The organism is Vreelandella malpeensis (assembly GCF_020622355.1).
Classification (GTDB): domain Bacteria; phylum Pseudomonadota; class Gammaproteobacteria; order Pseudomonadales; family Halomonadaceae; genus Vreelandella; species Vreelandella malpeensis.
The window spans coordinates 43,334-69,824 of record NZ_WHVL01000002.1 but is presented as its reverse complement, the minus strand read 5'-3'; the positions used below and the strand labels follow the sequence as shown (position 1 = coordinate 69,824).

Genomic DNA, 26,491 nt, shown 5'->3' with positions numbered 1-26,491 from the left:
GCCTCCGGCGTCAGGGACGGGCGCCGCCTAGCGCCATGTGCAAGAGCTCGGCATTATGGGTGAGCATGGCCGGGTAGTTGTAGGCGGTGCCGTCGGAGTCGCCCAGGGCATCGACGTAGAGTGGCCCGGCCAGGGCGATGTTGCTCTCGCGCGACAGCGCATCCATGTGGATGTAGGGTGTGGTGCTCTCGAAGAACAACGCCGGCGGACGGGTGTGGGTCAGCCGCTCGCTCATGGCGGCCATGTCGAAGGCACTGCCCAGGGTTTCGCCGTTGCTGCCCCAGATGGCGGCGTACTCGAAGCCGAACGCGCGGGCGAAATAGGCCATGCCGGCTTCGCTGGTGAACAGCACCCGGTTGGTCTGCGGTATACCCTGAAGCCGCTCGTGAATACGCTCTGCGAGCAGTCCGAGCGACCGGCGGGTCTCCTCGGCCCGAACGCGAAAGCCCTCGGCCTTTTGCGGATAGCGCTCGGCCAGGGTGCGCGCGATCACCTCAACATAGGCGCTGGCGCCGGCCGGGTCCATCCACATGTGCGGGTCCGGAGCGCCTTCAAGACGACCCACCGGCGTCGGCAGGGGCGTGAAATCGGCGTGTTCGGCGACCGCCTTCAGTCTCAGGTCGTTGCCGGCCATCGCTTCCACATGCCGCAGCCAGGGCTCGAGGCCGAAGCCGTTATAGAAGACGATGTCCGCCTCCTCGATAGCCAGGACGTTGGGCGGGGTGAGCTCCCAGCGATGGACGTCCTGACCACGAGGAACGATGGTGACGACGTCGATCTCGTCGCCGGCCACGCGCTTGACCAGATCGCCCAGAACGGAGAACGAGGCAATCACTCGAAACGAGGAATCCGCCAGGACAGGTGCGGCCATGCATAGCGAGCCGATCACCAGCAAGGCTTTCCAGAGTGAGCGTTGCTTCATTGGGTGTGTTCCTCGTGAAAAAGCGGCAGATCATAATGATTGTGTCGAAGGGTTGCCAGTTCCATCCTCACGGGCCTGTCTTTCGAGTCGCTGTCTTTCAAGTCCCTGGGCCTCAAGGGTGATCGTTCGGTGGCCCTGCACCCCGCCGCCCGGTTAGGGTATCATCGTTTTTCAATCGATCGGTCAGTGGGATGGCGTCCGGGTGGCAAAAGTGCGCAAGGCACCGCGTGTGCTGATGATAGATAACTACGACAGCTTCACGTTCAATATCGTCCAGTACCTGTGCGAGCTGGGGGCCGAGGTGCTCACCCATCGCCACGATGCCATCACGCTCGAGGAGATCGCGGCGCTGGCTCCCACGCACCTGGTCATCTCGCCGGGCCCTTGCACGCCCAACGAGGCGGGTATCTCGCTCTCTGCCATCACCCACTTCGCCGGTCGCCTGCCGATGCTGGGCGTGTGTCTTGGTCACCAGGCAATCGGCCAGGCCTTCGGCGCCCGGGTAGTGCGCGCACCGCGCGTGATGCACGGCAAGACCTCGCATGTGTCGCATACCGGAGTGGGCGTGTTCAGAGGGCTCGAAGCGCCGCTGACCGTCACCCGCTACCACTCGCTGGTGGTCGAGCGCGAGAGCCTGCCCGACTGCTTCGAGGTCACCGCCTGGACGCCGGACGACGACGCGACGCCGGGTCTGATCATGGGCTTTCGCCACCGCACCCTTGCCATCGAAGGCGTGCAGTTTCATCCTGAGTCGATTCTTACCCGCCAGGGCCACGCGCTGCTGGGGAATTTTCTGGCCGGTCGCTGAGCGCCCCATTCACGTCTAGAGGCTTTTCTGTTCATGCAAATGCGAGACGCCATTAACGCGGTGATGCGCCGCGAAGATCTCACCTTCGACACCATGCGCGCCCTGATGCGCCAGATCATGACCGGCGAAGCCTCGGATGCGCAAATCGGCGGCCTGCTGGTCGGGCTCTCCATGAAAGGCGAGAGCGCCGTGGAAATCAGCGCCGCCGCCCAGGTGATGCGCGATCTGATGCGTCCGGTGACGCTGTCCACCGACAACGTGGTGGACATCGTCGGTACCGGCGGCGATGGCGCGAACCTGTTCAACGTCTCCACCGCTTCGAGCTTCGTGGCCGCCGCCGCCGGTGCCCACGTGGCCAAGCACGGCAACCGCAGCGTGTCGTCGTCGTCGGGAAGTGCCGATCTGTTCGATATCGCCGGCATCTATCTCGACCTCACCCCGGAGCAGGTGGCGCGCTGCATCGAGCAGGTGGGTGTAGGCTTCATGTTCGCCCCCAACCACCACCCGGCGATGCGTCACGCCATCGGTCCGCGCCGCGAGATGGGCGTGCGCACGCTGTTCAACATCCTCGGCCCCCTGACCAACCCGGCCGGTGCCCCCAACCAGGTGATGGGCGTCTACGCGCCGAATCTGGTCGGGCTGATGGCCGAGGCGCTCAAGAAGCTCGGCAGCCGCCACGTGCTGGTGGTGCACTCGGAAGATGGTCTCGACGAGATCTCGCTGGCAGCCCCCACCCGGGTGGCGGAGCTCAAGGAGGGCGAGATTCGCGAATACACCCTGACGCCGGAGGAGCTCGGCATCGAGCGCCAGAGCCTTGCGAGCCTGAAAGCCGCCAGCGCAGAGGAGAGCCTGCGCCTGGTCAAGGCGGCGCTGGTGGGCGAGGGGCCGGCGGCGGACATCGTCGCGCTCAACGCCGGGGCGGCGCTCTACTGCGCCGGCGTGGCCGACAGTCTCGCCGAAGGCGTGGCCGTGGCCCAGGACGCCCAGGCTTCCAAGCTTCCGCTCGAGAAGCTCAAGGAGCTTTCGCACTTCACCAGCGTGTTCAAAGGATAACCGCATGACGAACCCGGCTACGCCCACCATTCTTTCCCGCATTCTCGCCCGCAAGGACGAGGAGGTCGCCCTGCGCCGCCAGGCGGTGTCCGAGGGCGACCTGCTCGCGCTCGCCGAGAAGCAGAGCGCGCCGCGCGGCTTCGTTGCTGCCCTGAACCGGCGCATGGCGGCCGGCGACCCGGCGATCATCGCCGAGGTGAAAAAGGCCTCGCCCTCGAAAGGCGTGATTCGCGATGTCTTTGATCCGGCGGCGATTGCGGCAAGCTACGAGGCGGGCGGGGCGGCGTGCCTCTCCGTGCTCACCGATGCGGACTTCTTCCAGGGCCACGAGGACGACCTGATCGCCGCGCGAAGCGCGTGCACGCTTCCGGTCATCCGCAAGGACTTCATCACCCACGCCTACCAGGTGGCAGAGGCGCGCGCGATCGGCGCCGACTGCATCCTGTTGATCGTGGCAGCGCTGGATGATCGGACGCTGACGTCGCTGCACACCCGAGCAACCGAGCTTGGCATGGACGTGCTGGTGGAAGTGCACGACGCCGCCGAGCTCGAGCGCGCGCTGGCGCTCGATCTCACGCTCGTGGGCATCAACAACCGCAACCTGCATACCTTCGAGACTGATCTCGACACCACGCTTGAGCTGTTGCCGCGCATTCCCGAGGGCGTCACGGTGATCACCGAGTCCGGCATTCTGACCCGCGACGACGTGACCCGTATGCGCCAGCACCGGGTCGAGGGGTTTCTGGTGGGCGAGGCCTTCATGCGCCAGGACGACCCGGGCCTCGCCTTGAAGGGACTCTTCTTCTAGGCGCCTTTCGCGCTCGAGCGGCGCTCGCGCAGGCACTTCAAGAGCGCCTGCAGGGGGTGGGCGAGGGCGGTGTCGGAGTAGCGCTTGACCTGGCTGCGACAGGAGTATCCGGTGGCCAGGAGCGTCGCCGGATTCTTTTCGGCCTCCACCTCGGGCTGCCAGGACTGAGCGTAGATCGCCTTCGAGGTCGCGACATTGCGGGTTTCGTGGCCGTAAGTACCGGACATGCCGCAGCAGCCGGTCTCGAGAAGCGTAAGCTCGAGGCCGAAGGCGGCGAACACCTGCTGCCAGGCGCGCGGGCTGCCCGGGGCGTTGGTCTTCTCGGTGCAGTGGGACAACAGCTTGAAACGCGGCCCCTCGAGGCCCTGGGCAAGGTTCGCCAGGCTTGGGGTGCGGGTCGCCAGCCACTCCTGCAGCAGCAGCACCTGCGGCACGGCCTTCATGCCCAGCGCCTTCACGTACTCCTGGCGATAGGTGAGCGTCATCGCCGGGTCGATCCCCACGAACGGAATCTCGAACTCCGCCAGCGCCTGCAAACGCCTGGCCTGCTTCTCGGCAGTGCGCTCGAAGGCGCCCAGGAACCCTTGCACCTGAAGCGGCTTGCCGTTGGGCGCATAGGGCATCACGAACACGCGATACTCGAGGCGGGCGAGCAACTCCACCACGTCAAGCACCATGTCCGCCTCCATGTGGGTGGTGAAGGCATCCTGCACCAGGATCACGCTCTGGGCGCGCTGGCGCTCGGTGAGTAGCGCCAGTGCCGTCGGCGTGGCCTCGGCCACGCCCCAGGCGCGCAGCTGCTTTTTGACGCTGGCCCGCGACAGGGTGGGCGAATCGCTCATGCCCACGGCGCGGCGCATCAGCCGCTCCATCCAGCGCTTTTCAATCACCGCGTTGTAGACCGGCGCCGCCTTGGCGAGCCAGGGCAGGGTGAACTCGGTGGCGCCGATCACGTAGTCGCGCAACGGGCGCAGGTAGCGACCGTGGTAGACCTCGAGAAACTGCGAACGAAACTGTGGCACATTGACCTTCACCGGGCACTGGCCGGCGCAGGACTTGCACGCCAGGCACCCGGCCATGGCGTCATACACCTGGTGCGAGAAATCGTGGTGCTGCTCGCGGCTGAACGAGTTCCTGATCCGCCCGGGCAGGTGCTTGAGAAAGCCAAGACCGCGCTCGCTTTTCTTCTTGCGCGACTCCTCGACCACGTCGATGCCCGCATCGGACTGCAGACGCAGCCATTCGCGCATCAGACTCGCCCGGCCCTTGGGCGAGTGGATGCGGTCGCGCGTCGCCTTCCAGGAGGGGCACATGGGGTCATCGACGTCGTAGTTGTAGCAGGCACCGTTGCCGTTGCAGTAGACCGCCGCGTCATAGGCCTGCCATGCGCGCTCGTCGATAGTGCGGTCGAGCTCGCCGCGCAGCGCCACGCCGTCGATGGCGAGAAGCTCCGGGTCGCGGTCGACGGCGATCGCCTCGCTGCTCTTGGCGGGCGTGGCGATCTTGCCCGGGTTGAGCTGGTTGTAGGGGTCGAAGGCCGCCTTGATCCGCTGGAGCGCCGGGTAGAGCTCGCCGAAAAAGCGCGGGGCGTACTCCGAGCGCACGCCCTTGCCGTGCTCGCCCCATAGAAGCCCGCCATACCGGCGGGTGAGGGCGGCGACCTCATCGGAAATCTCGCGGATCAACGCCTGCTGGGCCGGGTCCTTCATGTCCAGCGCCGGGCGCACGTGCAGAACGCCTGCGTCCACGTGGCCGAACATGCCGTAGGCGAGGCCGCGCTCGTCAAGCAGGGCACGGAACTCGGCGATGAACGGCGCCAGCTGTTCCGGCGGCACCGCGGTGTCTTCCACGAACGGCAGCGGGCGCTTCTCCCCTTGGACGTTGCCCAGAAGCCCCACCGAGCGCTTGCGCATGGCGTAGACCGTATTGATCTGGTCGCGCCCTTTGGCCAGGGTGTAGCCGAGCCGGGTGACGGTGGCGTCGCGCCCCAGGTGCTCGGCGAACGCCGCGACCTGCTCGTCGAGGCGCGTCTCATCGTCGTCGTTGAACTCGACCAGGTTGATGCCGCCGATCGGCGTTTCACCCGCAGGGAAGAAATCCGCCACGCCGTCCCACACGAAATCCTCCATGGCGAGCGCGAGCACCGTGTCGTCGATGGTCTCGATGGAAGTGGGGCGGGCGCTGCCCATCAGCGTTTTGGCATCGCGCAGCGCGTCCATGAAGCTTGCATAACGCACGTTGACCAGCGTCGAGTGGCGCGGAATGGGCAGCACGTTGAGCACCGCTTCGCTGACGAAACCGAGCGATCCTTCGGCACCGCAGAGCAGGCTATTGAGGTTCAGCCTGCCGTCGTCGTCGCGCAGGTGGGCGAGGTCGAACCCGGTCAGGCAGCGGTTGAGCGGCGGGAACGTGCGCTCGATCAGCTCACGCTGCTCGTCGATGATCGCGGCGGCCTCGCGATGAAGCTCACCGACCATGCCGGAGGCCGCCAGCGCCTCACGCTCCTGCTCGGCGTCGAGCGGGCGGCTCGTGAGGTGGGTGCCGCCCAGCAGCACTGTATCGAGCTCCAGTACGTGATCACGGGTCTTGCCGTAGGCACAGCTGCCCTGGCCGCTGGCGTCGGTGGCGATCATGCCGCCGAGGGTCGCCCGGTTCGAGGTCGAGAGCTCCGGCGCGAAAAAAAGCCCGTGGGGCTTGAGCGCCGCGTTGAGCTGGTCCTTCACCACGCCGGCTTGGACCCGCACCCGGCGGTTCTCGACGTCGATCTCGAGAATACGGTTCATGTGCCGCGACACGTCGACCACCAGCCCGTCGGTGAGCGACTGACCGTTGGTGCCGGTACCGCCGCCGCGCGGGGTGAGCACGATATCGCGATGAGGCAGCTCGAAGGCGAGCTTGGCGAGTCGTTCCAGGTCCTCGGCGTGGCGGGGGAACACCGCCGCCTGGGGAAGACGCTGGTAGATCGAGTTATCCGTCGCCAGCACCGTGCGGCTGGCGTAGTCCGGTGCGATCTCGCCTTCGAAGCCGCGCGCCTTGAGCGCCTCGAGAAAGCGGACGTACTGGGCGCCAAGCCGTGAAAGGGGGGCCTTACGCGAATCAAGCGATGCAATCATAGTGGGTCGAGTCGTCACTGCGCAGGGAGGAAAGAGGCGGCCTACTTTACCGCAGCCCAGGCGCGGCTGCATCTTCGCGCGGGGCACTCGCGTCTAAGCGAGCGCTTCCTTGACGATGGCCGCCGAAGTGTTCGACATCGGAAGTTCCAGCGCCAGCGCGTGCGCCTGGGGGGACATCTTGCGCCAGGTCTTCTGCACGATGCGTACCATATGATCGTGCTCGACCTTGCGCGAAAAGTCCGCGAAGTAATTTTCGAGAAACACCAGGCACGCACAATCCTCGAGTCTCTGCACCTCGGGGTCGCGCCCCAGCCCCTTCTTGGCGATCATGTCCGCCACCCGCTGGGCGCTTTCGTCATCGAACCCGGCTTCGCGCATCAGCGTCGCCGCGGTGCCCCCGGCGCGCAGCCCCTGATCGCGCCGCCAGGTCAGATAGCCCACCCGCCCCTCGGGATAGTCGCCGCGCGGCACTTTCCAGCGCTGCAGATGCTGGGCGCGCACCGCCAATTGCAGAAGCTCGCTCGGGTCGCTTTCGAACTCGAACAGCCAGTGGGTCATACGTTCGGCGTAGGCGAGCTCCTGGGGCAGGGCGGTGCCATCGGCCTGACACGCCGAGCGTGGATCCTGGGCGTGCAGGGCGTCGATGGCACTGAGTGTGCGGTTGGAGGCATCGGGCATGATGGCGGATCTCGGTAGCGGATGAACGGTATCCATCAGAGTGCCCAGAGATGAGGCGAATCACAACCTTGCCTGGCTTGCACGTCTAGGCCCGGGCAATCGTAGCGCGGTTCGCACCGTTGTAGATGGTCTCGTCGAGCTCGCCCTCGCTCTTGCCGACCAAGGTGGTCACCATAAGATCACCCGCCACGTTGACGCTGGTGCGCGCCATGTCCAGGAGGCGATCGATACCCGCGACCACGGCGATCGCTTCAAGCGGCAGGCCGATCTGCGCCATCACGATCGACAGCATGATTAGCCCCGCCCCGGGAACGCCCGCGGTGCCGATCGACGCCAGAGTGCCGGTGGCGATGATCATGGCGTACTCCGTCATGCCGAGTTCGACCCCGGTCATCTGGGCGATGAACAGCACCACCACGCCCTGATAAAGGGCCGTGCCATCCATGTTGATGGTCGCACCCACCGGCAGTACAAAGCCGGAAACCCCTTCGGAAATACCCAGATTCTTCTGAGCACAACGAATGGAAACCGGCAAAGTGCCCGCAGAGGAGGCCGAGGAGAACGCCACTACGATGGCATCCAGGCTGCCCTGCAGGTAGCGCATCGGGTTCAGTCGGCCCAGCAGCGAAATGAAACCTGAATAGACCACCAGCACGTGAACGAGGCAAGCCAGGTAAACCACGCCAATGAGCTTGGCCAGTGGCAGCAGTATCTCCAGACCATATTGACCCGATACGTGAGCGATCAATCCGAACACTCCGAACGGCGCAAAGGCCATCACGATCGCGGTGAGCTTGTACATCGCTTCGGCGAAGCTGTCGAATACTCGCATGACGGGCTCGCCCTTGTCACCGATCAGGGTCAGCGAAATGCCCAGGCCGATGGCGAACACGATGATCTGCATGATGTTGCCATTGGCCAAAGCATCGAGCGGGTTGCGTGGTACCAGGTCCACGAGGATGGAGACCAGTGACGGCGCTTCGTTGGGCGCCACCTCGCCATCGAAGCTGAGCTCTACGCCCACGCCTGGCTGCAGCAGCGTCGAGAGCGCAAGCCCTATCGTAATGGCAAAGGCCGTACTGAACAGGTAAAGCGTAATGGTGCGAACCCCGATACGCCCCATTTTCTGCGGGTCGCGCATGGATGTGATGCCCACGATCAGCGTCGAGAATACCAACGGCACAATGAGCATCATGATGGCGTTGATGAAAATATCGCCCAGCGGCTTGAAGATACTGGCAGTCTCTCCCAGCAAGGCGCCCACCAGGATACCCAGCGCCAGACCGGAAAGAATCTTCTTCCATAAAGCAATGCGCCGCCATCCGGCGAGCGCTCCTTGAGTGACCTTCTTTTGCACGGTGTGTCGCTCCTCTCGTGAAATCTGAAACGGGCCCTGGGGGGCTCGGGCCGGCGGCTACTTTACCATCTTTTCAGGCAAGCCCCGGCCGGGGCGGGTGGCTTCAAGGGATACAGAGCTAGCGCCATAGCCCCTCGTCGCGCTTTTGCCTACAATAGAGCGCTTTCCACGGCAATAGCCCGTTACGATAGAAATCAGTCAAGGGAGTCCTCATGCTCGATCCGAAACTGCTGCGCACCGATCTGGACGCGGTGGCGCAAACGCTGGCCCGGCGGGGCTTTGTGCTGGACACGAAAGCGCTAGAGGCGCTCGAGTCGCGCCGTCGCGAGCTGCAGAGCCAGACCGAGCAGCTGCAAAACGAGCGCAATACGCGCTCCAAGGCGATCGGCAAGGCCAAGGCGAGCGGCGAAGACATTCAACCGCTGCTCGCCGAGGTCGACGACCTGGGCGAGCGGCTCAACGCCGCCAAGGATGAGCTTTCGACGGTGCAGGCCGAGTGGGACGACGCGGTGAGCGGCATTCCCAATCTACCTCACGAAAGCGTGCCGGAAGGCAAGAGCGAGGACGATAACGTCGAGTTGCACCGCTGGGGCACGCCGCGGGAGTTCGACTTCACGGTGCTCGATCACGTCGACCTGGGCAAGAAGTCCGGCTATCTCGATTTCGAGCTCGCCTCCAAGCTCACCGGGGCACGTTTTGCGGTGATGCGCGGCCCCATCGCGCGGCTTCACCGGGCCCTGGCGCAGTTCATGCTCGACACCCAGACCGAGCAGCACGGCTACGAAGAGTGCTACGTGCCCTACATGGTCAACCGTGACTCCTTGATGGGCACCGGCCAGCTGCCGAAGTTCGGCGAAGATCTGTTCAAGCTCGACGACGAGCGCGAGTATCACCTGATCCCGACCTCGGAAGTACCGCTGACCAACTTCGTGCGCGACGAGATCGTCGAACAGGCGGCACTGCCTCTGAAACTGACCGCCCATACGCCCTGCTTTCGCAGCGAAGCGGGCTCCCACGGGCGCGATACCCGCGGCATGATCCGCCAGCACCAGTTCGACAAGGTCGAGATGGTGCAGATCGTCGAGCCGGAGAAGAGCTACGAGGCGTTAGAGGAGATGCGCGGCCACGCCGAGGCGATCCTTCAGGCATTGGAGCTGCCTTACCGCGTGGTGACGCTGTGCACCGGCGACATGGGCTTTGGTGCGGCGAAAACGTTTGATCTGGAAGTGTGGCTACCGAGCCAGCAGACCTACCGCGAGATCTCGTCGGTCTCCAACTGCGAAGACTTTCAGGCCCGGCGCATGCAGGCGCGCTATCGCCGGCCGGACATGAAAAAGCCCCAGCTGCTGCATACCCTGAACGGCTCGGGGCTGGCAGTGGGGCGGTGCCTGCTGGCGGTAATGGAGAATCACCAGCAGGCGGATGGCTCGGTGATCATTCCCGAGCCGCTGCGTCCGTATCTGGGCGGTCTTGAGCGTCTTGTTCTGTAAGCGACCACTCCACGTTTACTCCGGCATCGATGCGCAGGGTGCCGGGGCGGTAGTCTGCCGCCGCATCGCTTGAGGCGCTTTCGGCGCGCATGGCCATCATGCGCGGCTGGAAGATCGGCGCCTGCGTCTCTTCGATGCGGCGCACCGGGCCGAGCTCGCTATCGAGCGTCCGAGCCATCAGCTCGGCCTTGCGCTGGGCTTTTTCCAGCGCATCGACCAGCGCCTCGTCGGTGGCCGCCTCGCGGTCCTGCAGGTCGAACTGCACGCCGTCGAGGGCGTTGACGCCGGCTTCCACCAGTGCATCCAGCACGTCGGTGAGCTGCTCGAGATCATCGAGCTCGACGTTGAAAGGACGCTCCACGTGGGTGCGCATCATCGGCTCCGACTGGCCTTCGCCGGTTTGCCCCACCTGCTCCTGATAGACGTTCAGGGATCCCGCAGTGATCGCGCGTTCGCCCAAGCCAATCTCCTCCATGGCAGCGATCAGCTCACGCGAGCGCTCTTCCAGACGTTCGCGTGCCTCGCGCAGGGCGCTGGCGTCACTTTCGTCAAGCGATGAGACCGCCGGGGTGTTTTCCCAAAGGCGCGCGGAGAGCGTGGCCTTGTCCGGCTCCACTTCCACCCAGGACTGGGCCTGGACGCTCAGCGTGGGCGTCTGGTGGTGAGGGGCCGCCTGGACGGCGGGCGCGCAGAGCAGCGCCAGAAGAGCACCGCCCATCAGCGGTGTGCGAAGGCTTTTCAACGAGTGAGCGAAGGGATTGAGAGTCATGAAACGGTTCCTTGTAAGAGAGCTGCACGGGTGAGTCGTACCCAGCACGATGGACGTTCGAACGACCTCTATTGGAAGAGGGCGAAAGCGTTTAGTTCACTGCTCAAGAGTAGTAGAAAAACAGTTGCTTATTATTTGCACCGTTTGTGAATTACCGGTTCACCAGCCATTATGTAGAAACGAAATTTCAAGGATCGAACCATGCAGAACCTGACGGACAAGGATTACCGCAGCATTCCCCTGAACGCAACGCTTGCCATCGCCGCGCTGGTCATCATCGTCACGGGCATGAAACTGGGCTCGGATCTTCTGGTCCCTCTGTTGCTGGCGATCTTCATCGCCGTAGTGTGTACCTCACCGGTGCATTGGCTGCATCGCCACGGGGTCGGCATGCGCATGGCCGCCATCATCACGCTGCTGGTATTGCTGGGGTTCTTCCTGCTCATCGGGGTACTGGTGGTCAACAGCTTCAGTACCTTCATCGACGCGCTGCCGGACATAGAGGCGCGCCTCTACGAGCACTATTGGAATCTGCTCAACACGCTGGCTGCACGCGGCTTCGCCATCGACCCCGAGCAGCTTACCAGCGCCTTCGACATGGACGAGGACGGCTCCTGGGTCGCCATGCTGCTCAGCGAGATCGGGGCGATCGTCATGCAGGGCAGCATCGTGGCACTGCTGGTGATGTTCATGCTGTTCGAGACACTCAATTTTCGCGCCAAGATCTCCCGGGCGCTCGAAAACCCGGCACCGAGTCTCAAGCGTTTCAGCGAATTCAGCCTGACGCTCAAGCGCTATCTGGCGGTCAAAACGGTGATCAGCCTGGCGACGGGCGTGCTGGTTTGGCTTTCATGCCTGATAATCGGCGTCGAGTTTCCGCTGCTATGGGGGGTGTTGGCCTTTGCGCTCAACTTCATTCCCAACATCGGCTCGGCCCTGGCGGCGGTGCCGCCGGTACTGCTGCTGCTGGTCGCTCAGGATGGCGGCGTACTGCAGGCGATGATGCTGGCCTCCGCCTATCTTGTGATCAACTTCGTGCTGGGCAACTTGATCGAGCCGCGGGTGATGGGGCAGGCCTTGGGGCTCTCCACCTTCGTGGCGTTCCTGTCGCTTGTGGTGTGGGGCTGGATATTCGGCGCGGCGGGCATGCTTTTGTCAGTGGTGTTGACCATGACGCTCAAGATCGCTCTGGACAGCCATCCGCAGACGCGCTGGATCGCCCATTTGCTGGGGCCTGGCGCGCGGCAACTGAAAAGAAGCGCGGGTCATGGAGGCGATGCGCGCAAACCGCCCTGGACACGCCAACTGGCGGACAAGTATCTGAAGAAGTGAATGCAGAAGTATGTGAACAGGTGAGTGCAGTGGTGCGCGTGTGATCGAGAGCAGAGCAGGGAAGGGGCAGGCAAGGATAAACAGTGGTAAGTCGAAGGCGGCCGCTAAGGCGGCCGCCGGGTATCGACGAGGACTCAGGCGTTCTGGTCGATGAACTGGGTCAATTGGGACTTGGACTGCGCACCCACAAGCGAAGCCACCTTGGTGCCGGACTTGAACAGCATGACCGTCGGCACGCCGCGCACGCCCTGCTCGGCAGCGATTTCCGGGGCGTCGTCGACGTTGACACTGACCACCTTGAGAGCGTCGCCGCGCTCGGCAGCCACTTCATCGACCACCGGTGCCATCACCTTGCAGGGGCCGCACCAAGGGGCCCAGAACTTCAGCAGGACCGGTTGGTCGGCGTTGAGGACTTCTTGCTCAAAATTGGCGTTGGTGACATCCACATTAGAAGCCATTTTACATCTCCCGTTTACGTTGCTCTCACGAATTCGTTGCCTTGACTGAGCAACGGCCATTACGCGATAGAATAGCGCATTTTCATCGCGCCAGGTGCGCAGATGGTAGCGCTCGTGGCATGGGCTGGCAAATCAGGGCACCTCGCTACGCACTGGGTAGACGAAAATAGCAGGTGTCTCGCCAACGAGTTTCTTATACTATAAGTGAATTATAGGAATTTTTTTTATTCAAAATCGTGAGGTTAGGCCGGGAGGCCGATTCCACGAGGCGCCAAGCGCATAGACAGTATGAGCAGGCATTCAATGTGCGTGTTCGAGACGAAAGGTGAGGACATGAAGCTACAGCAACTTCGCTACATCTGGGAAGTCAACCGACACAACCTCAACGTATCGGCGACGGCTCAAAGCCTCTTCACGTCTCAGCCGGGCATCTCCAAGCAGATCCGCCTGCTCGAAGACGAGCTGGGCGTGGAGATCTTCGCGCGAAGCGGCAAGCACCTGACCCGAGTGACGCCGGCGGGTGAATCGATCATCGAGCTCGCGGGCCAGATGTTGAAGCTTGCCGAGAACATCAAGCAGGTGGCCCAGGAGCATAGCGACGAGCGTCGGGGAAGTCTGGCCATTGCCACCACCCATACCCAGGCGCGTTACGCCTTGCCGCCGATCATCGGTGCATTCACCCAGAAGTATCCTGAAGTCGCGCTGCACATGCAGCAGGGCACCCCCAAGCAGATCGCTCAGATGGTCAGCGAAGGGCAAGCGGACTTCGCCATCGCTACCGAGTCGCTGGAGCTTTTCACTGATCTGATTCTGCTGCCGTGCTATCGCTGGAACCGCTGTGTGCTGGTACCCAAGTCGCATCCATTGGCCACGCTTTCGGGCCCTTTGACGTTGGAGGCGCTGGCCGAGCATCCCATCGTCACCTACGTGTTCGGCTTCACCGGGCGCTCCCAGCTCGATGACGCCTTCAAGGCCCAGGGCCTGACGCCCAATGTCGTGCTCACCGCCGCCGATGCCGACGTGATCAAGACCTACGTACGCCTTGGCATGGGAGTGGGGATCGTTGCACACATGGCCTTCGACCCGGCGCTCGACAGCGACCTGGTGGCACTGGACGCCAGTCATCTCTTTGCCAGCTCCACCACCAAGATCGGTATCCGCCGTGGGACCTTCATGCGTGGCTACATGTACGATTTCCTTGCCCGTTTCGCCCCGCATTTGACTCGAGATCGGGTAGACGAGGCGCTGATGGTCGGTCCTCGCCACGAGCAGACGCTGTTCGAGGGCGTCACGCTGCCCGAGTATTGAGGTTGCCTCGAGCACGCAGAGCGTGCTCGAAGGGCCAGCTCAATGCTGCAGGTGCAATCCGCACTCGCGTTTTTCCTCTACCTTGGTCGGGTCGAAGTAGTCGAAGTTGTTGGGCAGGCCATGGGCTTGCAGATAGGCATACATCTCCTTCGCGCTCCAGTGCAGCAGCGGGGCGACCTTCAAAAGGCCGTCGGCGCTCATGCTCACCGGCTGCATCCTGGCGCGCTCCGGCGTGTCCTCGGCGCGCAGCGCCGTGAACCACACGTCCGGGCGCATCTCGCCGAGCGCCCGCTCGAAGGGTTCGATCTTGACCTCCCGCGTGAACGCCTCGTGGCGTGGATCATCGATGCCGGGCATGGCGCCTTCGAGCGCCTCGCGGTGGGCGCGGGTGCGCTTGGGCAGGAAGCTCACGATATTGAGATCGAGCATGCGGATGATCTCGTCGGCACAACGGTAGGTGGCGTCGGTATTGTAACCGCTATCCATCCATACGACCGGAATGTCCTGGCGTACCTGGGTCACCATGTGCAGGATCACCGCCTCGAACGGGCGGAAATTGGTCGTGCAGATGGGCCGTTGCCCCTGAGTAAAGGCCCACTCGATGATCGCTTGCGGGTCGTGGGCGTGATCGCGGTTGATCGTGTCTAGCGCGTGCGACATGCAGACTCCTGCTGATGAGGCGATTTTCCGCTAGGCTATCAAAGGTGGCGCCACGCGCCCCAATACCGTTTGGTTTGGCGGTTATGCCGCTTTTCGCCCCAGCCTCTTCACTCGAGTGCCGTGATCAGGTGGCGAATCTTGTCCAGCGTTTCCAGATACTCCTCCTCGGCGTTCGAGTCCGCCACCAGACCGCCGCCGCCCCATACGTGAAGCTCTCCTCGGTCCGCCACCATCGAGCGAATGGCGATCGAGGTGTCCATGTGGCCGCGCACGTCGACATAGCCGAGGCTTCCGCAGTAGACGCTGCGCTGGCAGGGCTCGAGCTCGTCAATGATCTGCATGGCGCGAATCTTGGGCGCACCGGTGATCGAACCGCCGGGAAACGCCGCCGCCAGGAGCGACAACGCCGAATGCCCCTCGGCCAGGGTGCCCTGCACCACGCTCACCAGGTGGTGCACGTTGGGGTAGCTTTCGAGCGCGCAAAGCGCGGGAACGTGGATGCTGCCGGGGCGGCAGACGCGGCCCAGGTCATTGCGCAGAAGGTCCACGATCATCACGTTTTCGGCGCGATCCTTGAGGCTTGAAAGCAGCGCCTTTGCAAGCCGCTCATCCTCTTCGAGCGTTTCGCCTCGGGCACGTGTGCCCTTGATCGGGCGGGTTTCGACGTCACCCTTGCGAACCTTGATGAAGCGCTCTGGCGACAGCGAGAGTACCGCCTGCTCATCCCAGGCCATGTAGCCGGCAAACGGAGTCGGGGTGGCGTCGCGCAGGCGCCGGTAGGCCTGCCAGGGGTCGCCCTCAAAAGGCGCGCGCAGGCGCTGGGCCAGATTGATCTGATAGCAGTCGCCGGCGCGAATATAGCGCTGCACCGCCTCAAAACGTTCGGTATAGGCCGGCTGGTCGAGCTCGGCCTCGAAGGCGCCGGTCAGGCGAAAGGCGCTCGCTCGAGGAGGCGAAGCGTCGAGCCATCCCTGCACGCGCTCGGCCTGTTCGGAGGTGGCCACGATCCAGCCCGTACGCGTCTCGTGATCGAGAGTGATGCACCAGTCGTAGAGTCCCAGGCGCATGGCGGGCAGCCCGGTGGCGCTTGGGTGGCGGCTCTCGATACCCAGCTGAGCGCGGCCGAACTCGTAGCTCCAGTAGCCGACGAGCCCGCCTAGAAAGGGCAGCTCGCTTGCAAACGTGGGCAGGGGCAACTGCTCGAGCAGCCACCGTTTCAGCGCGAAGGGGGCGTCGAGCAGGGCGGCGGGCGGGGTGAGTGTGGCGGAATCGAAGTACACCGCGCCGCGTGCGTCGATTTCGAGCGTGGCGACCGGGTCGCTGGTCAGAATGTCGAAACGCCCGTTCTCGGCGCGCGGACGGCCGCTGTCCAGCAGCGTCGCGCCCGGGCGGTTTTTCAGCGCCTCGAAGAGCGCTAGCGGGTCCTGGGCGTAGGGAAGGGCGGTTGCGGTGATCGCCGTGCTCATGAATCCATGCCTTGCCGAGTGGGGCAAACATTCTAGTGAGCGCGCCCGTTGGAGGCCAGCGGCGACGCAACAACTTTTTTCACGTCGGGCGTTTCGCGTCTATCAATCGGTTTATGGTGATTGTAGACATTCGCTTCAGATCAATCTCGTAACTTCCACTAAAGCGTAAAATGAATGGCCGAATGGAGCGGTTGACGCACTTGGGTGGGCGGGCTAAAGTGCCGCTATTCTCTTTTTATTGTCGACAATTAGCCATGCGTTCAATCACCAAAGCCGCCTCCCGCTCTTTAGAGCACCCGGTCGAGCCCACCACGCCTGCCGTGCGCACCCTTGCCGAGCGTGTGTTTCACCAGCTACAGAGTGCCATCGTGCGCGGCGAGCTGGCGCCGGGTAGCAAGATCACCGAGCCCGGGCTTTCGAAAACCTACGGTATCTCCCGGGGACCGCTCAGAGAGGCGATGCGTCGGCTCGAGGCGCATCGGTTGATCGAACGGGTGCCCCACGTCGGCGCCCGGGTGGTCAAGCTCTCGATGAAGGAGCTTCTCGAGCTTTTCGACGTGCGCGAGGCGCTCGAGAGCATGGCCGCACGGCTCGCCGCCGAGCACATGGGGCCAAAAGAGGTTCAGGGGCTGCGCGACGTGCTCGCGGTGCACGAGGGCCAGAGCGACCTGCAGCGCGGCGAGGCCTACTATCAGCGCGAAGGCGATCTCGATTTCCATTACCTGATTGTTCAAGGCAGCCACAACAAGATGCTGATGAACCTGCTCTGCGACGATCTCTATTATCTCGTGCGCCTCTACCGCACCCAGTTCAGCGCCAGCGGCGCGCGGCCCCAGCGCGCCTTCGTCGAGCATCACCGCATCGTCGATGCCATCGAAGCGGGGGATGCCGAGCTTGCCGAGCTCTTGATGCGCCGCCACGTCAGCGCCTCGCGCGAGAACGTTGCCAACCGCTATGCCGCGATGCTGGCACATGACCAGCCAGACCCATGACAATAACCACAGGAGAGACCATGTCCACCCACCCTTCATCCTCGCTCACCCCGGGCGCCCGGTTTCGTCAGGCGCTACAGGATCAACGCCCGCTGCCGATTCTCGGCACCATCAACGCCTACACCGCGCTGATGGCCGAGCGGGTCGGGCACAAGGCGATCTACCTTTCCGGCGGCGGGGTCGCCAACGCCTCCTTCGGGCTGCCGGATCTGGGCATGACCACCATGAACGACGTGGTCGAGGACGCCCACCGCATCTGCGGCGCCACCGACCTGCCGCTGCTGGTGGATATCGATACCGGTTGGGGCGGGGCATTCAATATCGCCCGCACGATCAGGGAGATGGAGCGCGCAGGCGTCGCCGCGGTGCATATCGAAGATCAGATCGCCCAGAAGCGCTGCGGCCACCGGCCGAACAAGGCGATCGTCTCCCAAAGTGAGATGGTCGATCGCATCAAGGCGGCGGCGGACGCCAGGCGTGACGCGGATTTCTACCTGATCGCGCGCACCGACGCCTTCCAGAAAGAGGGGCTCGACGCCGCGATCGAGCGCGCCAACGCCTGCATCGAGGCTGGGGCCGACGCCATTTTCGCCGAAGCCGTGCACAGCCTTGACGACTACCGGGCGTTCTGTACCCGCGTCGACGCGCCGATTCTGGCCAACATCACCGAGTTCGGCGCTACGCCCTTGTTCACCCAAGCCGAGCTGGGTGAGGCCGGCTGCGCAATGGTGCTCTACCCGCTGTCGGCGTTTCGCGCCATGAACGCCGCCGCGCTCAGGGTCTACCAGAGCATTCTCGACCACGGTCATCAGCGCGAGGTCGTCGATACCATGCAGACTCGCGACGAGCTCTACGACTTTCTCAACTACCACGACTTCGAGCAGAAGCTCGATGCGCTGTTCAGCGAGCAAAATGAGCGCTGACGATCAAGCTCCATGAAGCCCGTTAACCATAAGCACCTGTAAGAAACACCTATAAAAAGTACTTATAAAAGCATTGATAAAAGCACTTATAAAAAAGCACTGAGGAGACGCACCATGGCTGACAAACCGCTGGCAGGCGCAGGACTTCGCGGGCAGAGCGCGGGCAGCACCGCCCTTTGCACCGTCGGAAAGACCGGCTCCGGGCTCACCTACCGGGGCTTCGACATCGATACGCTTGCCGAAAAGGCGACGTTCGAGGAGGTCGCTTACCTGCTCTTGAAAGGCAAACTGCCCAACCGGGCCGAGCTCGACCACTACATCGAGACGCTCAAGGGCCTTCGCGGCCTGCCGTCGGCGCTCAAGACCGTGCTCGAGGAGATTCCGGCAGACGCTCACCCGATGGATGTGATGCGCACCGGCACCTCGATGCTCGGCAATCTCGAGACCGAGGAGAGCTTCGACGAGCAGCAGGACGTTGCCGACCGGCTGCTCGCCGTACTGCCTTCGATCATCTGCTACTGGTACCGCTTCAGCCACGACGGCGTGCGCATTGACACCGAGACCGACGACAACTCCGTAGGTGGGCACTTTCTCCACCTGCTGCGCGGCGAGCCGTCCTCCGATCTACACGCCCGGGTGATGAACGTCTCGCTCATCCTCTACGCCGAGCACGAGTTCAACGCTTCCACCTTTACTGCCCGGGTCTGCGCCTCGACGCTTTCCGACATGCACTCCTGCATCACCGGCGCGATCGGCTCCCTCAGAGGCCCACTGCACGGCGGCGCCAACGAGGCGGCGATGGCGATGATCGAAGAGTGGTCCTCGCCGGACGAGGCGGAGCGCGAGATGCTCGGCAAGCTCGAACGCAAGGAGAAGGTCATGGGCTTTGGCCACGCGATCTACCGTGAGTCGGACCCGCGCAACGCGATCATCAAAAAGTGGTCGAAAAAGCTCTCCGAAGATGTGGGCGACACCACCCTCTATGCCGTCTCCGAGCGCTGCGAGGAGGTGATGTGGCGGGAGAAGAAGCTCTTCTGCAACGCGGACTTCTTCCACGCCAGCGCCTACCACTTCATGGATATTCCGACCAAGCTGTTCACGCCGATCTTCGTCATGTCGCGGCTGACCGGCTGGGCGGCCCACGTGTTCGAGCAGCGCGCCAACAACCGCATCATTCGCCCGAGCGCCGACTACATCGGCCCCGAGAAGAGCGAGTGGGTGCCGATCGACGAGCGCGCGTAGGAGGCCACCATGAACAGTGACTATCGCAAGCCCCTTCCCGGCGCCGCAATGCAGGGCGAGCCGGTCGACTTTTTCGATGCCCGCCAGGCCGTCGAGGAGCTATCGCCCGGCGCCTATGCAAAGCTTCCCTACACCTCTCGTGTACTCGCCGAGCAGCTGGTGCGCCGCTGCGAGCCCGGGCTCTTGCGTGATGCCCTGATCCAGCTCATCGAGCGTCGGTGCGATCTCGACTTTCCCTGGTACCCGGCGCGGGTCGTGTGCCACGACATCCTCGGCCAGACCGCACTTGTCGATCTTGCCGGGCTACGGGACGCCATTGCCGAGCGCGGCGGCGACCCAGCCCAGGTCAACCCGGTGGTGCCGACCCAATTGATCGTCGATCACTCGCTCGCCGTGGAGCATAACGGCGACGACGCCCAGGCCTTCGAGAAGAACCGCGAGGTCGAGGAGCGGCGCAACGACGACCGCTTTCACTTCATCAACTGGACCAAGCTCGCCTTCGAGAACGTCGACGTGATCCCGCCGGGCAACGGCATCATGCACCAGATCAACCTGGAGAAGATGTCGCCGGTGGTGCAGTGTCGAAAGCTCGATTCCGGCGCCCGGGTAGCCTTTCCGGATACCTGCGTGGGTACCGACAGCCACACGCCGATGGTCGATGCCCTCGGGGTGATATCGATAGGCGTGGGTGGGCTCGAGGCAGAGAGCGTGATGCTCGGGCGCGCCTCGATGATGCGCCTGCCGGATATCGTTGGCGTCGAGCTTTCGGGCCGGCTTGCCCCCGGCGTCACTGGCACCGACATGGTGCTGGCGATCACCGAGTTCTTGCGTCGCGAGCGCGTGGTCGGGGCGTATCTCGAGTTCTTCGGTGAAGGGGCAGACGCGCTCGGCATCGGCGACCGGGCGACGATCTCCAACATGACGCCGGAGTACGGGGCGAGCGCGGCGATGTTCTACATCGACGACCAGACCATCGACTATCTCAAGCTCACCGGGCGCGACGACGAGCAGGTCGCGCTGGTAGAAGCCTACGCCAAAGAGACCGGCCTTTGGGCCAGCGATCTCGAAACCGCCGAGTACGAGCGGACGCTGCGCTTCGATCTTTCGAGCGTTACTCGAACGCTTGCCGGGCCGTCGAACCCGCACGCCCATTTGCCGACCTCGGAGCTCGCCCACCGCGGCATCGCGGTCAATCTTGAAGCCGCGCAACAGGATGAGCTCGACGGCCGGCTCCCCGACGGCGCGGTGATCATCGCCGCGATCACCAGCTGCACCAATACCTCCAACCCGCGCAACATGGTGGCGGCGGGGCTGATCGCCCGCAACGCCAACCGGCTGGGGCTCTTGCGCAAGCCTTGGGTGAAGTCGTCGCTGGCGCCCGGCTCGAAAACGGTGAAAATGTATCTCGAGGACGCCGGGCTGATGGCAGAGCTCGAGACGCTCGGCTTCGGCGTGGTGGGCTACGCCTGTACCACCTGCAACGGCATGTCCGGCTCGCTGGACCCGGCCATCCAGCGCGAGATCATCGAGCGCGATCTGTATGCCACGGCGGTGCTTTCAGGCAACCGCAACTTCGACGGACGCATCCACCCCTACGCCAAGCAAGCGTTTCTGGCCTCGCCGCCGCTGGTGGTGGCCTACGCCATCGCCGGCACCATCCGCTTCGATATCGAGAAGGACGTGCTGGGGGTGGACGACCGCGGCCACCCGATCACGCTCAAGGACATCTGGCCCGACGACAGCGAGATCGACGCCATCGTCAAGGCTTCGGTCAAGCCGGAGCAGTTTCGCCAGACCTACATTCCGATGTTCGATCTCGACAAGCGCGCGGGCGCACCGGTCGACCCGCTCTACGAGTGGCGCCCGCAGAGTACCTACATTCGCCGTCCGCCCTACTGGGAGGGCAACATGGCACGCGCCCGGGCGCTCAAGGGCATGCGGCCGCTGGCGATACTGCCGGACAACATCACCACCGATCACCTGTCGCCGTCGAATGCCATCCTGGCGGACAGCGCGGCGGGAGAGTACCTGCTGAAGATGGGCCTGCCGGAGGAGGACTTCAACTCCTACGCCACTCACAGGGGCGATCACCTCACCGCCCAGCGGGCGACCTTTGCCAACCCCAAGCTCTATAACGAGATGGCCCTCGACGACCAGGGCCACGTGCGCCAGGGCTCGCTTGCCCGCCTTGAGCCCGAAGGCAAGGTGGTGCGCATGTGGGAGGCGATCGAAACCTACATGGCGCGTAGGCAGCCCCTGATCATCATCGCCGGCAACGACTACGGCCAGGGCTCCTCGCGGGACTGGGCGGCCAAGGGCGTGGCGCTCGCCGGGGTCGAGGCGATCGTCGCCGAAGGCTTCGAGCGCATCCATCGCACCAACCTGGTGGGGATGGGCGTAATGCCGCTGCAGTTCGAGCCCGGCACCACGCGCAAGACTCTGGCGCTGGACGGCACCGAAGTGTTCGATGTGGAAGGCGACACCGCGCCAGGCGCGACGCTTTCGCTTTTGATTCACCGCGCTGGCGGCACCGAGCGCGTACCGGTAATCTGCCGGCTTGATACCGCCGAAGAGGTCTCCATCTACACAGCCGGCGGCGTGCTGCAGCGCTTTGCCAAGGACTTTCTGGAGGCGACACCGGCCTGACCCGGCATTGTCATTCTCAACACTTACGCCCGGCCCTGCGCCGGGCGTTTCAGGAGCGACTTCATGGCGACGAGCCCGCAAATCGAGATTTCCGCCACCTACATGCGCGGCGGCACCAGCAAGGGCGTGTTCTTCAAGCTCGATGACCTGCCCGAGGCGGCGCGCTCGCCGGGCCCCGCGCGCGACCGGTTGCTGCTGCGCCTGATGGGAAGCCCGGACCCTTATGAAAAGCAGATCGACGGCATGGGTGGGGCGACGTCGAGCACCAGCAAGGCGGTGATCCTCTCGAAAAGTGCGTCCCCCGAGCACGATGTCGACTACCTGTTCGGCCAGGTCGCCATCGACCGTCCCTTCGTCGACTGGAGCGGCAACTGCGGCAACCTCTCCGCCGCCGTCGGCCCCTTCGCGATTCGCGCCGGGCTGATCGAGGCCGCGCGAATTCCCGAGAACGGCGTGGTTGAAGTGCGTATCTGGCAGGCGAATATCGCAAAGACCATTATCGCGCAGGTACCGATCAGCGCCGGCCGGGTGCAGGAGACCGGTGACTTCGAGCTCGACGGCGTGACCTTTCCCGCCGCCGAGATTCCCGTCGCCTTCGTCGACCCCGCCGACGGCGAAGGCGCGATCTTTCCTACCGGAAACCGGGTTGACGTCCTCGAGGTGCCGGGCGTAGGCACTCTCGAGGCCACGCTGATCAACGCGGGCATCCCCACGGTGTTCGTCAATGCAAAAGACGTGGGTTATACCGGCACCGAGCTTCAGGCGGCGATCAACGTTGACGCCAAAGCGCTGGCCCGGTTCGAGGCGATCCGCGTTCACGCTTCTCTCAGGATGGGGCTTGCTGAAACCCTCGAGGCGGCCGGTGCTCGCCAGCATACGCCGAAAGTGGCCTTCGTGGCGCCGCCGACGGGCTATACGGCATCGAGTGGTCGAAACGTGGCGGGGAGTGAGATCGACCTGCTGGTACGGGCGCTCTCCATGGGCAAGCTGCATCACGCCATGATGGGCACCGCGGCGGTGGCGATTGCCTCGGCAGCGGCGATTGAGGGTACGCTGGTGAACCTGGCCGCCGGCGGGGGTGAGCGCGAAGCGGTCACCTTCGGTCATCCCTCGGGGGTTCTGCAGGTAGGCGCCAGAGCAAGCCGGGTGGATGGGCGCTGGCGGATCGACCGGGCGGTGATGAGCCGCAGCGCTCGGGTGCTGATGCAAGGCGCCGTATTCGTGCCCTTCGAGAGCTAGAAGAAGAAAGGCAGGCCCGCGATCCTGTAAAAGCGGGCCCGAGGCATCAATCCGAGAAGACGATCTGGTCTTCCATGCCGCTCACCGTGGCCTGGCCGATACCGCTGACCCGGGTGAGATCCTCGGCATTTTCGAACTCGCCGTTGGCATTTCGCTCCTCGACGATCGCCGCTGCGCGGCTCGGCCCGACGCCGGGCAGCTCTGCAAGGAGCTCCGCGTCGGCGGTATTGACGTTGATTGGCGCAACCGACTGTGCGAAGGCGGTACCCGCCAAGCTCATACCGATCACCGCCGCTACTCCCAAGCCCTTGATGAATCGTTGCATGTTCAGCATCCTCTTCGTTGTGATTCGGGTAATTGAGTGCATCCTTCGACCAAGGCCCGTTCCCTAAGCGGGCTTCAGTCCTTGTCAACGTAGCTAGAAAGTTCGGTGCTTGCCGTCATACGGTGACGACAGGTGATGTAGGAATTCCGCGCGCGCTTACGTAGTCATCGCTTACACGAAAAGGCTCATCAAGGCTGATATACTGGCGCGATCATCTCAAGGAGCGCGCCGTGGCTACAGATTCCCCCCTCATCATCGCCCTCGATTATCCTTCGCTCGACCAGGCACTTTGCATGGCGGATCAGCTCGATCCGACGCGCTGTCGCGTCAAGGTCGGCAAGGAGCTTTTCACCCGTAGCGGGCCGGCGGTGCTCGAGGCGCTACACGGGCGAGGCTTCGAGGTATTTCTCGATCTCAAATTCCACGACATTCCCAATACCGTGGCGGGCGCCGTCGAGGCGGCGGCGGAGCAGGGCGTATGGATGGTCAACGTTCACGCCGCCGGCGGCGGCGAGATGATGCGCGCTGCCGCCCGGCGGCTGCAGGAGAAGAAGCTTGCCACCCACCTCATCGCCGTCACGGTGCTGACCAGCATGACGCAGGACGTGCTGGCGGGCACCGGCGTGGCCGGCGCTCTCGATGAGCAGGTGATGCGCTTGGCCGCCCTTACTCGGCAAAGCGGGCTAGATGGCGTGGTCTGCTCGGCGCGCGAAGCTGCCGCGCTCAAGTCGAGCCTTGGCGAGGCGTTTTTGAAAGTGACCCCGGGCATTCGCCCGCACTTCGCCGCGCTCAACGATCAGGAGCGCGTGATGACGCCGGCAAAGGCGTTGAAGGAGGGCAGCACGCACCTGGTGATCGGCCGCCCGGTCACCCAGGCGAGCGACCCGATGGCCGCGCTGTCGGCGATCGAGGCGGAAATCGCCTAACTACTCGCCCTCGATGCCCGTGATCGGCTTGATGGTGCCCCAGCGACGGCAGCTAGGGCACTGCCAGGTCAGTCCTTCGCTCGCGAATCCGCAGTGCCGGCAGCGATGGCGCGGGCGGTCCTCCAGCAAGGCATCGGTATGGTGCTTCAACAGCAGAAGGCGGGTGTCCGGCGTGGCCTTGCCACCGAGTCGTTCGCTTTGCAGATACAGGTCGATCAAATAGTCGAGGCCCCCCAGGCTCGGCGCTTCGCGTAGCCACTCGCCGGTGCACTCGATGGCGCCATCCACCCCGTCGCGGCGGTGGACGAGCTCGCCGAGGGCGATAATCACGCTGGTGTAGGGCGCCTGACCCAGCAAGCGGTAGAGGTGCGACTCGAACTTCTCGGGCGCCTCCTGGCGCTCGTAGGCGCGCTGCAGCGCCGGCAGCATCGTCGGTACGTGGGCGATGTCCTGGTGCGGAATGCGTTCGAGCCACTCGATGGCGCGCTGATACTGGCCGTTCTCCATCTCGAGCTCGCTGAGCATCAGCGTGGCGCGAACGCAGGTCTCATCCATCTGCAACGCTTTCTTGAGGTGGCGCCGAGCGAGTTGGCGGCTTGACTGACCGATCTCTTCGCGAGCAAGCTCGCAGTGCCAGTGAGCGGCGGCGCGGCGCATGCCGGGCTGCTGCTTGAGCATGGAGTGAACGGTGTCGAGAGCTTGCTGCCATTCGTGCTCACGATCCAGAAGGTCGATCAGCAGGCGCTTGGCGCGCAGGCGATAGGTGTCATTGCCGGTCTGGGACAACAGCGTCTGCAGCAGCCGCTCGGCGCGATCATGGACACCCAGGGCGATGAAATCCTGGGCGAGCTCGAGCTGGACGTGGGCATTGGTCTCGGAAGAGAGCGCGGGGCGGGCGAGCAGGTTCTGGTGGATGCTGACCGCCTTGTCGGCTTCGCCCCGGGCGCGAAACAGCTTGCCAAGCGCGATGTGCGTCTCGACGGTGTCGCTATTGACGTCGAGGGCATGGATGAAGGTGTGGATCGCCTGGTCGGGCTTTTCGTCGAGCAGGTAGTTGAGGCCGACGAAGTATTCACGCGCGAGAGAAGAGTCGGTCGTGGTCGGATGGCGGTGTTTGCGCCGCGCATCAAAGCGAATGCCCAGCCCGAAGCCGGTGGCGACTGCCGCCAGCAGCACGCCGAGCAGCACGGCGTCCTGCATTTACACCAGTTCCTTGAACTCCTGGGTGCGTAGTCGATCGAGCTCCTTCTGCTGATGCCGGTTGTGTCGCTCGCTGCGCGCCAGTCGCGTCTTCAAGCGAACATAGACACCCAGCATGGCCAGCATGCCCAGCACGACGCCGAAGGTCAGCGTGGCGAGTAGCCATACCGAGAGCGATACCGGCGGAAGCTCGGTCCAGATCAGGTTCAGGGCCACGGTCTGCTGGTTGTTGACAGCGAAGAGAATGCCGACAAGCAGCACCACCAGTAGAATAATGGCCAGTAATAGCCCTTTGATCCAACGCATGAGATTTTCCTAAGCTGTGACGTGCATGATCGCTCTATTGTGTACGACCCCGGGCTTGGCGTCATCCCCGATATCGCAGGGGGTTGATGTCGTGTGACTAGTAGCCCAGCGCCCGACTGGCGTCGACCTGTTCGCGCAGCTCCTTGCCCGGCTTGAAGTGGGGAACGTACTTGCCCTCGAGATCGACGGGGTCGCCGGTCTTCGGGTTGCGCCCCACGCGCGGCTCGCGGTAGTGCAGCGAAAAGCTGCCGAATCCGCGAATTTCCACGCGACCACCGCTGGACAGCGCGTCGGTCATGTCATCCAGGATGATCCTCACCGCCGTCTCGACTTCCTTGGCGGACAGCTCCGGTTGACGCATCGCGATTTGTTCGATTAATTCAGATTTGGTCATCGGTTGGCTCCCTGCGAACGTTAAAGGTCGTACGGGCTTTCGACCTGCATAACATCCAACTCAGCATACTGCGCAT

The 26,491-nt window shown here is 63.8% G+C and carries 24 protein-coding genes; 12 read left to right on the top strand and 12 right to left on the bottom strand.

Annotated features, from left to right (window positions below; translation table 11 throughout):
- Positions 1 to 10: 10 nt before the first annotated feature.
- Positions 11 to 922 (bottom strand): metal ABC transporter solute-binding protein, Zn/Mn family, encoded by a 912-nt coding sequence (locus GEV37_RS05635; RefSeq protein ID WP_227389272.1) that lies wholly within the window; start codon positions 920 to 922, stop codon positions 11 to 13.
- Between the two features lie 235 nt (positions 923 to 1,157).
- On the opposite strand from GEV37_RS05635, the gene GEV37_RS05630 reads away from it, so the two are divergent.
- From GEV37_RS05630 to trpC, 3 genes are read left to right on the top strand one after another with little or no spacing between them, the layout of a single operon-like run.
- On the top strand, positions 1,158 to 1,730 hold the full coding sequence (locus tag GEV37_RS05630; protein ID WP_227389752.1) for an anthranilate synthase component II: 573 nt from the start codon (positions 1,158 to 1,160) through the stop codon (positions 1,728 to 1,730).
- Positions 1,731 to 1,763: 33 nt separating this feature from the next.
- Positions 1,764 to 2,783, top strand: a complete 1,020-nt coding sequence (trpD, locus tag GEV37_RS05625) for an anthranilate phosphoribosyltransferase (protein ID WP_227389271.1) — start codon at positions 1,764 to 1,766, stop codon at positions 2,781 to 2,783.
- Positions 2,784 to 2,787: 4 nt separating this feature from the next.
- A complete protein-coding gene (trpC, locus tag GEV37_RS05620; protein ID WP_227389270.1) occupies positions 2,788 to 3,591 on the top strand; it encodes an indole-3-glycerol phosphate synthase TrpC in 804 nt (267 codons plus the stop codon).
- On the opposite strand, the gene ydiJ is transcribed toward trpC, so the two are convergent.
- The 3 genes from ydiJ to GEV37_RS05605 form a co-directional block, all read right to left on the bottom strand.
- On the bottom strand, positions 3,588 to 6,704 hold the full coding sequence (ydiJ, locus tag GEV37_RS05615; protein ID WP_227389269.1) for a D-2-hydroxyglutarate dehydrogenase YdiJ: 3,117 nt from the start codon (positions 6,702 to 6,704) through the stop codon (positions 3,588 to 3,590). The two genes, trpC and ydiJ, sit on opposite strands and share 4 nt — an antisense overlap.
- Positions 6,705 to 6,797: 93 nt before the next feature.
- On the bottom strand, positions 6,798 to 7,382 hold the full coding sequence (locus GEV37_RS05610) for a DUF4202 domain-containing protein (RefSeq protein ID WP_227389268.1): 585 nt from the start codon (positions 7,380 to 7,382) through the stop codon (positions 6,798 to 6,800).
- 85 nt (positions 7,383 to 7,467) lie between these two features.
- Positions 7,468 to 8,739: a dicarboxylate/amino acid:cation symporter gene (locus GEV37_RS05605; RefSeq protein WP_227389267.1), complete on the bottom strand. Its 1,272-nt coding sequence runs from the start codon at positions 8,737 to 8,739 to the stop codon at positions 7,468 to 7,470.
- A 212-nt stretch (positions 8,740 to 8,951) separates the two neighbouring features.
- On the opposite strand from GEV37_RS05605, the gene serS reads away from it, so the two are divergent.
- Positions 8,952 to 10,229, top strand: coding sequence for a serine--tRNA ligase (gene serS / locus GEV37_RS05600; protein WP_227389266.1), 1,278 nt, complete (start codon positions 8,952 to 8,954; stop codon positions 10,227 to 10,229).
- Here serS and GEV37_RS05595 read toward each other — a convergent pair.
- Positions 10,174 to 10,998 carry an SIMPL domain-containing protein gene (locus GEV37_RS05595; protein WP_227389265.1) on the bottom strand — a complete coding sequence of 275 codons (825 nt, stop codon included), beginning with the start codon at positions 10,996 to 10,998 and terminating at the stop codon, positions 10,174 to 10,176. The two genes, serS and GEV37_RS05595, sit on opposite strands and share 56 nt — an antisense overlap.
- A gap of 201 nt (positions 10,999 to 11,199) precedes the next feature.
- Here GEV37_RS05595 and GEV37_RS05590 point away from each other — a divergent pair, with 201 nt between their 5' ends.
- Complete coding sequence (locus GEV37_RS05590; protein WP_227389264.1) at positions 11,200 to 12,330, top strand: AI-2E family transporter; 1,131 nt, start codon at positions 11,200 to 11,202, stop codon at positions 12,328 to 12,330.
- A gap of 134 nt (positions 12,331 to 12,464) precedes the next feature.
- Here GEV37_RS05590 and trxA read toward each other — a convergent pair whose 3' ends face one another.
- A complete protein-coding gene (gene trxA, locus GEV37_RS05585; protein ID WP_227389263.1) occupies positions 12,465 to 12,788 on the bottom strand; it encodes a thioredoxin in 324 nt (107 codons plus the stop codon).
- A 333-nt stretch (positions 12,789 to 13,121) separates the two neighbouring features.
- On the opposite strand from trxA, the gene cysB reads away from it, so the two are divergent.
- Entirely contained in the window at positions 13,122 to 14,096 is a 975-nt protein-coding gene (cysB, locus tag GEV37_RS05580; RefSeq protein ID WP_227389262.1) for an HTH-type transcriptional regulator CysB, read from the top strand.
- A gap of 39 nt (positions 14,097 to 14,135) precedes the next feature.
- Here the strand turns inward: cysB and GEV37_RS05575 are convergent, their stop codons facing one another.
- Together GEV37_RS05575 and pabB are read right to left on the bottom strand one after the other, a co-directional pair.
- Entirely contained in the window at positions 14,136 to 14,756 is a 621-nt protein-coding gene (locus tag GEV37_RS05575; RefSeq protein WP_227389261.1) for a phosphoadenosine phosphosulfate reductase domain-containing protein, read from the bottom strand.
- Between the two features lie 107 nt (positions 14,757 to 14,863).
- Positions 14,864 to 16,222 carry an aminodeoxychorismate synthase component I gene (gene pabB / locus GEV37_RS05570; protein WP_227389260.1) on the bottom strand — a complete coding sequence of 453 codons (1,359 nt, stop codon included), beginning with the start codon at positions 16,220 to 16,222 and terminating at the stop codon, positions 14,864 to 14,866.
- 254 nt (positions 16,223 to 16,476) lie between these two features.
- Here pabB and GEV37_RS05565 point away from each other — a divergent pair, with 254 nt between their 5' ends.
- From GEV37_RS05565 to prpF, 5 genes are all read left to right on the top strand, one after another.
- The gene (locus GEV37_RS05565; RefSeq protein ID WP_227389259.1) at positions 16,477 to 17,214 is read left to right on the top strand and encodes a GntR family transcriptional regulator; all 738 of its coding nucleotides are present in this window, start codon (positions 16,477 to 16,479) and stop codon (positions 17,212 to 17,214) included.
- Between the two features lie 20 nt (positions 17,215 to 17,234).
- Positions 17,235 to 18,137 carry a methylisocitrate lyase gene (prpB, locus tag GEV37_RS05560; protein WP_227389258.1) on the top strand — a complete coding sequence of 301 codons (903 nt, stop codon included), beginning with the start codon at positions 17,235 to 17,237 and terminating at the stop codon, positions 18,135 to 18,137.
- A gap of 114 nt (positions 18,138 to 18,251) precedes the next feature.
- Complete coding sequence (gene prpC, locus GEV37_RS05555) at positions 18,252 to 19,379, top strand: bifunctional 2-methylcitrate synthase/citrate synthase (RefSeq protein WP_227389257.1); 1,128 nt, start codon at positions 18,252 to 18,254, stop codon at positions 19,377 to 19,379.
- Positions 19,380 to 19,388: 9 nt separating this feature from the next.
- A complete protein-coding gene (gene acnD, locus GEV37_RS05550; RefSeq protein WP_227389256.1) occupies positions 19,389 to 22,025 on the top strand; it encodes a Fe/S-dependent 2-methylisocitrate dehydratase AcnD in 2,637 nt (878 codons plus the stop codon).
- A 63-nt stretch (positions 22,026 to 22,088) separates the two neighbouring features.
- Positions 22,089 to 23,264 carry a 2-methylaconitate cis-trans isomerase PrpF gene (gene prpF / locus GEV37_RS05545; RefSeq protein WP_227389255.1) on the top strand — a complete coding sequence of 392 codons (1,176 nt, stop codon included), beginning with the start codon at positions 22,089 to 22,091 and terminating at the stop codon, positions 23,262 to 23,264.
- A gap of 46 nt (positions 23,265 to 23,310) precedes the next feature.
- On the opposite strand, the gene GEV37_RS05540 is transcribed toward prpF, so the two are convergent.
- Entirely contained in the window at positions 23,311 to 23,589 is a 279-nt protein-coding gene (locus tag GEV37_RS05540; protein ID WP_227389254.1) for a ComEA family DNA-binding protein, read from the bottom strand.
- Between the two features lie 230 nt (positions 23,590 to 23,819).
- Between GEV37_RS05540 and pyrF the strand changes: the two genes are divergently transcribed.
- Entirely contained in the window at positions 23,820 to 24,515 is a 696-nt protein-coding gene (gene pyrF / locus GEV37_RS05535) for an orotidine-5'-phosphate decarboxylase (protein ID WP_227389253.1), read from the top strand.
- Here the strand turns inward: pyrF and lapB are convergent, their stop codons facing one another.
- From lapB to GEV37_RS05520, 3 genes are all read right to left on the bottom strand, one after another.
- Positions 24,516 to 25,715: a lipopolysaccharide assembly protein LapB gene (gene lapB / locus GEV37_RS05530; RefSeq protein WP_227389252.1), complete on the bottom strand. Its 1,200-nt coding sequence runs from the start codon at positions 25,713 to 25,715 to the stop codon at positions 24,516 to 24,518.
- Entirely contained in the window at positions 25,716 to 26,021 is a 306-nt protein-coding gene (locus GEV37_RS05525; protein WP_227389251.1) for a lipopolysaccharide assembly protein LapA domain-containing protein, read from the bottom strand.
- A 97-nt stretch (positions 26,022 to 26,118) separates the two neighbouring features.
- Positions 26,119 to 26,415, bottom strand: coding sequence for an integration host factor subunit beta (locus GEV37_RS05520; RefSeq protein ID WP_227389250.1), 297 nt, complete (start codon positions 26,413 to 26,415; stop codon positions 26,119 to 26,121).
- Positions 26,416 to 26,491: the final 76 nt, after the last annotated feature.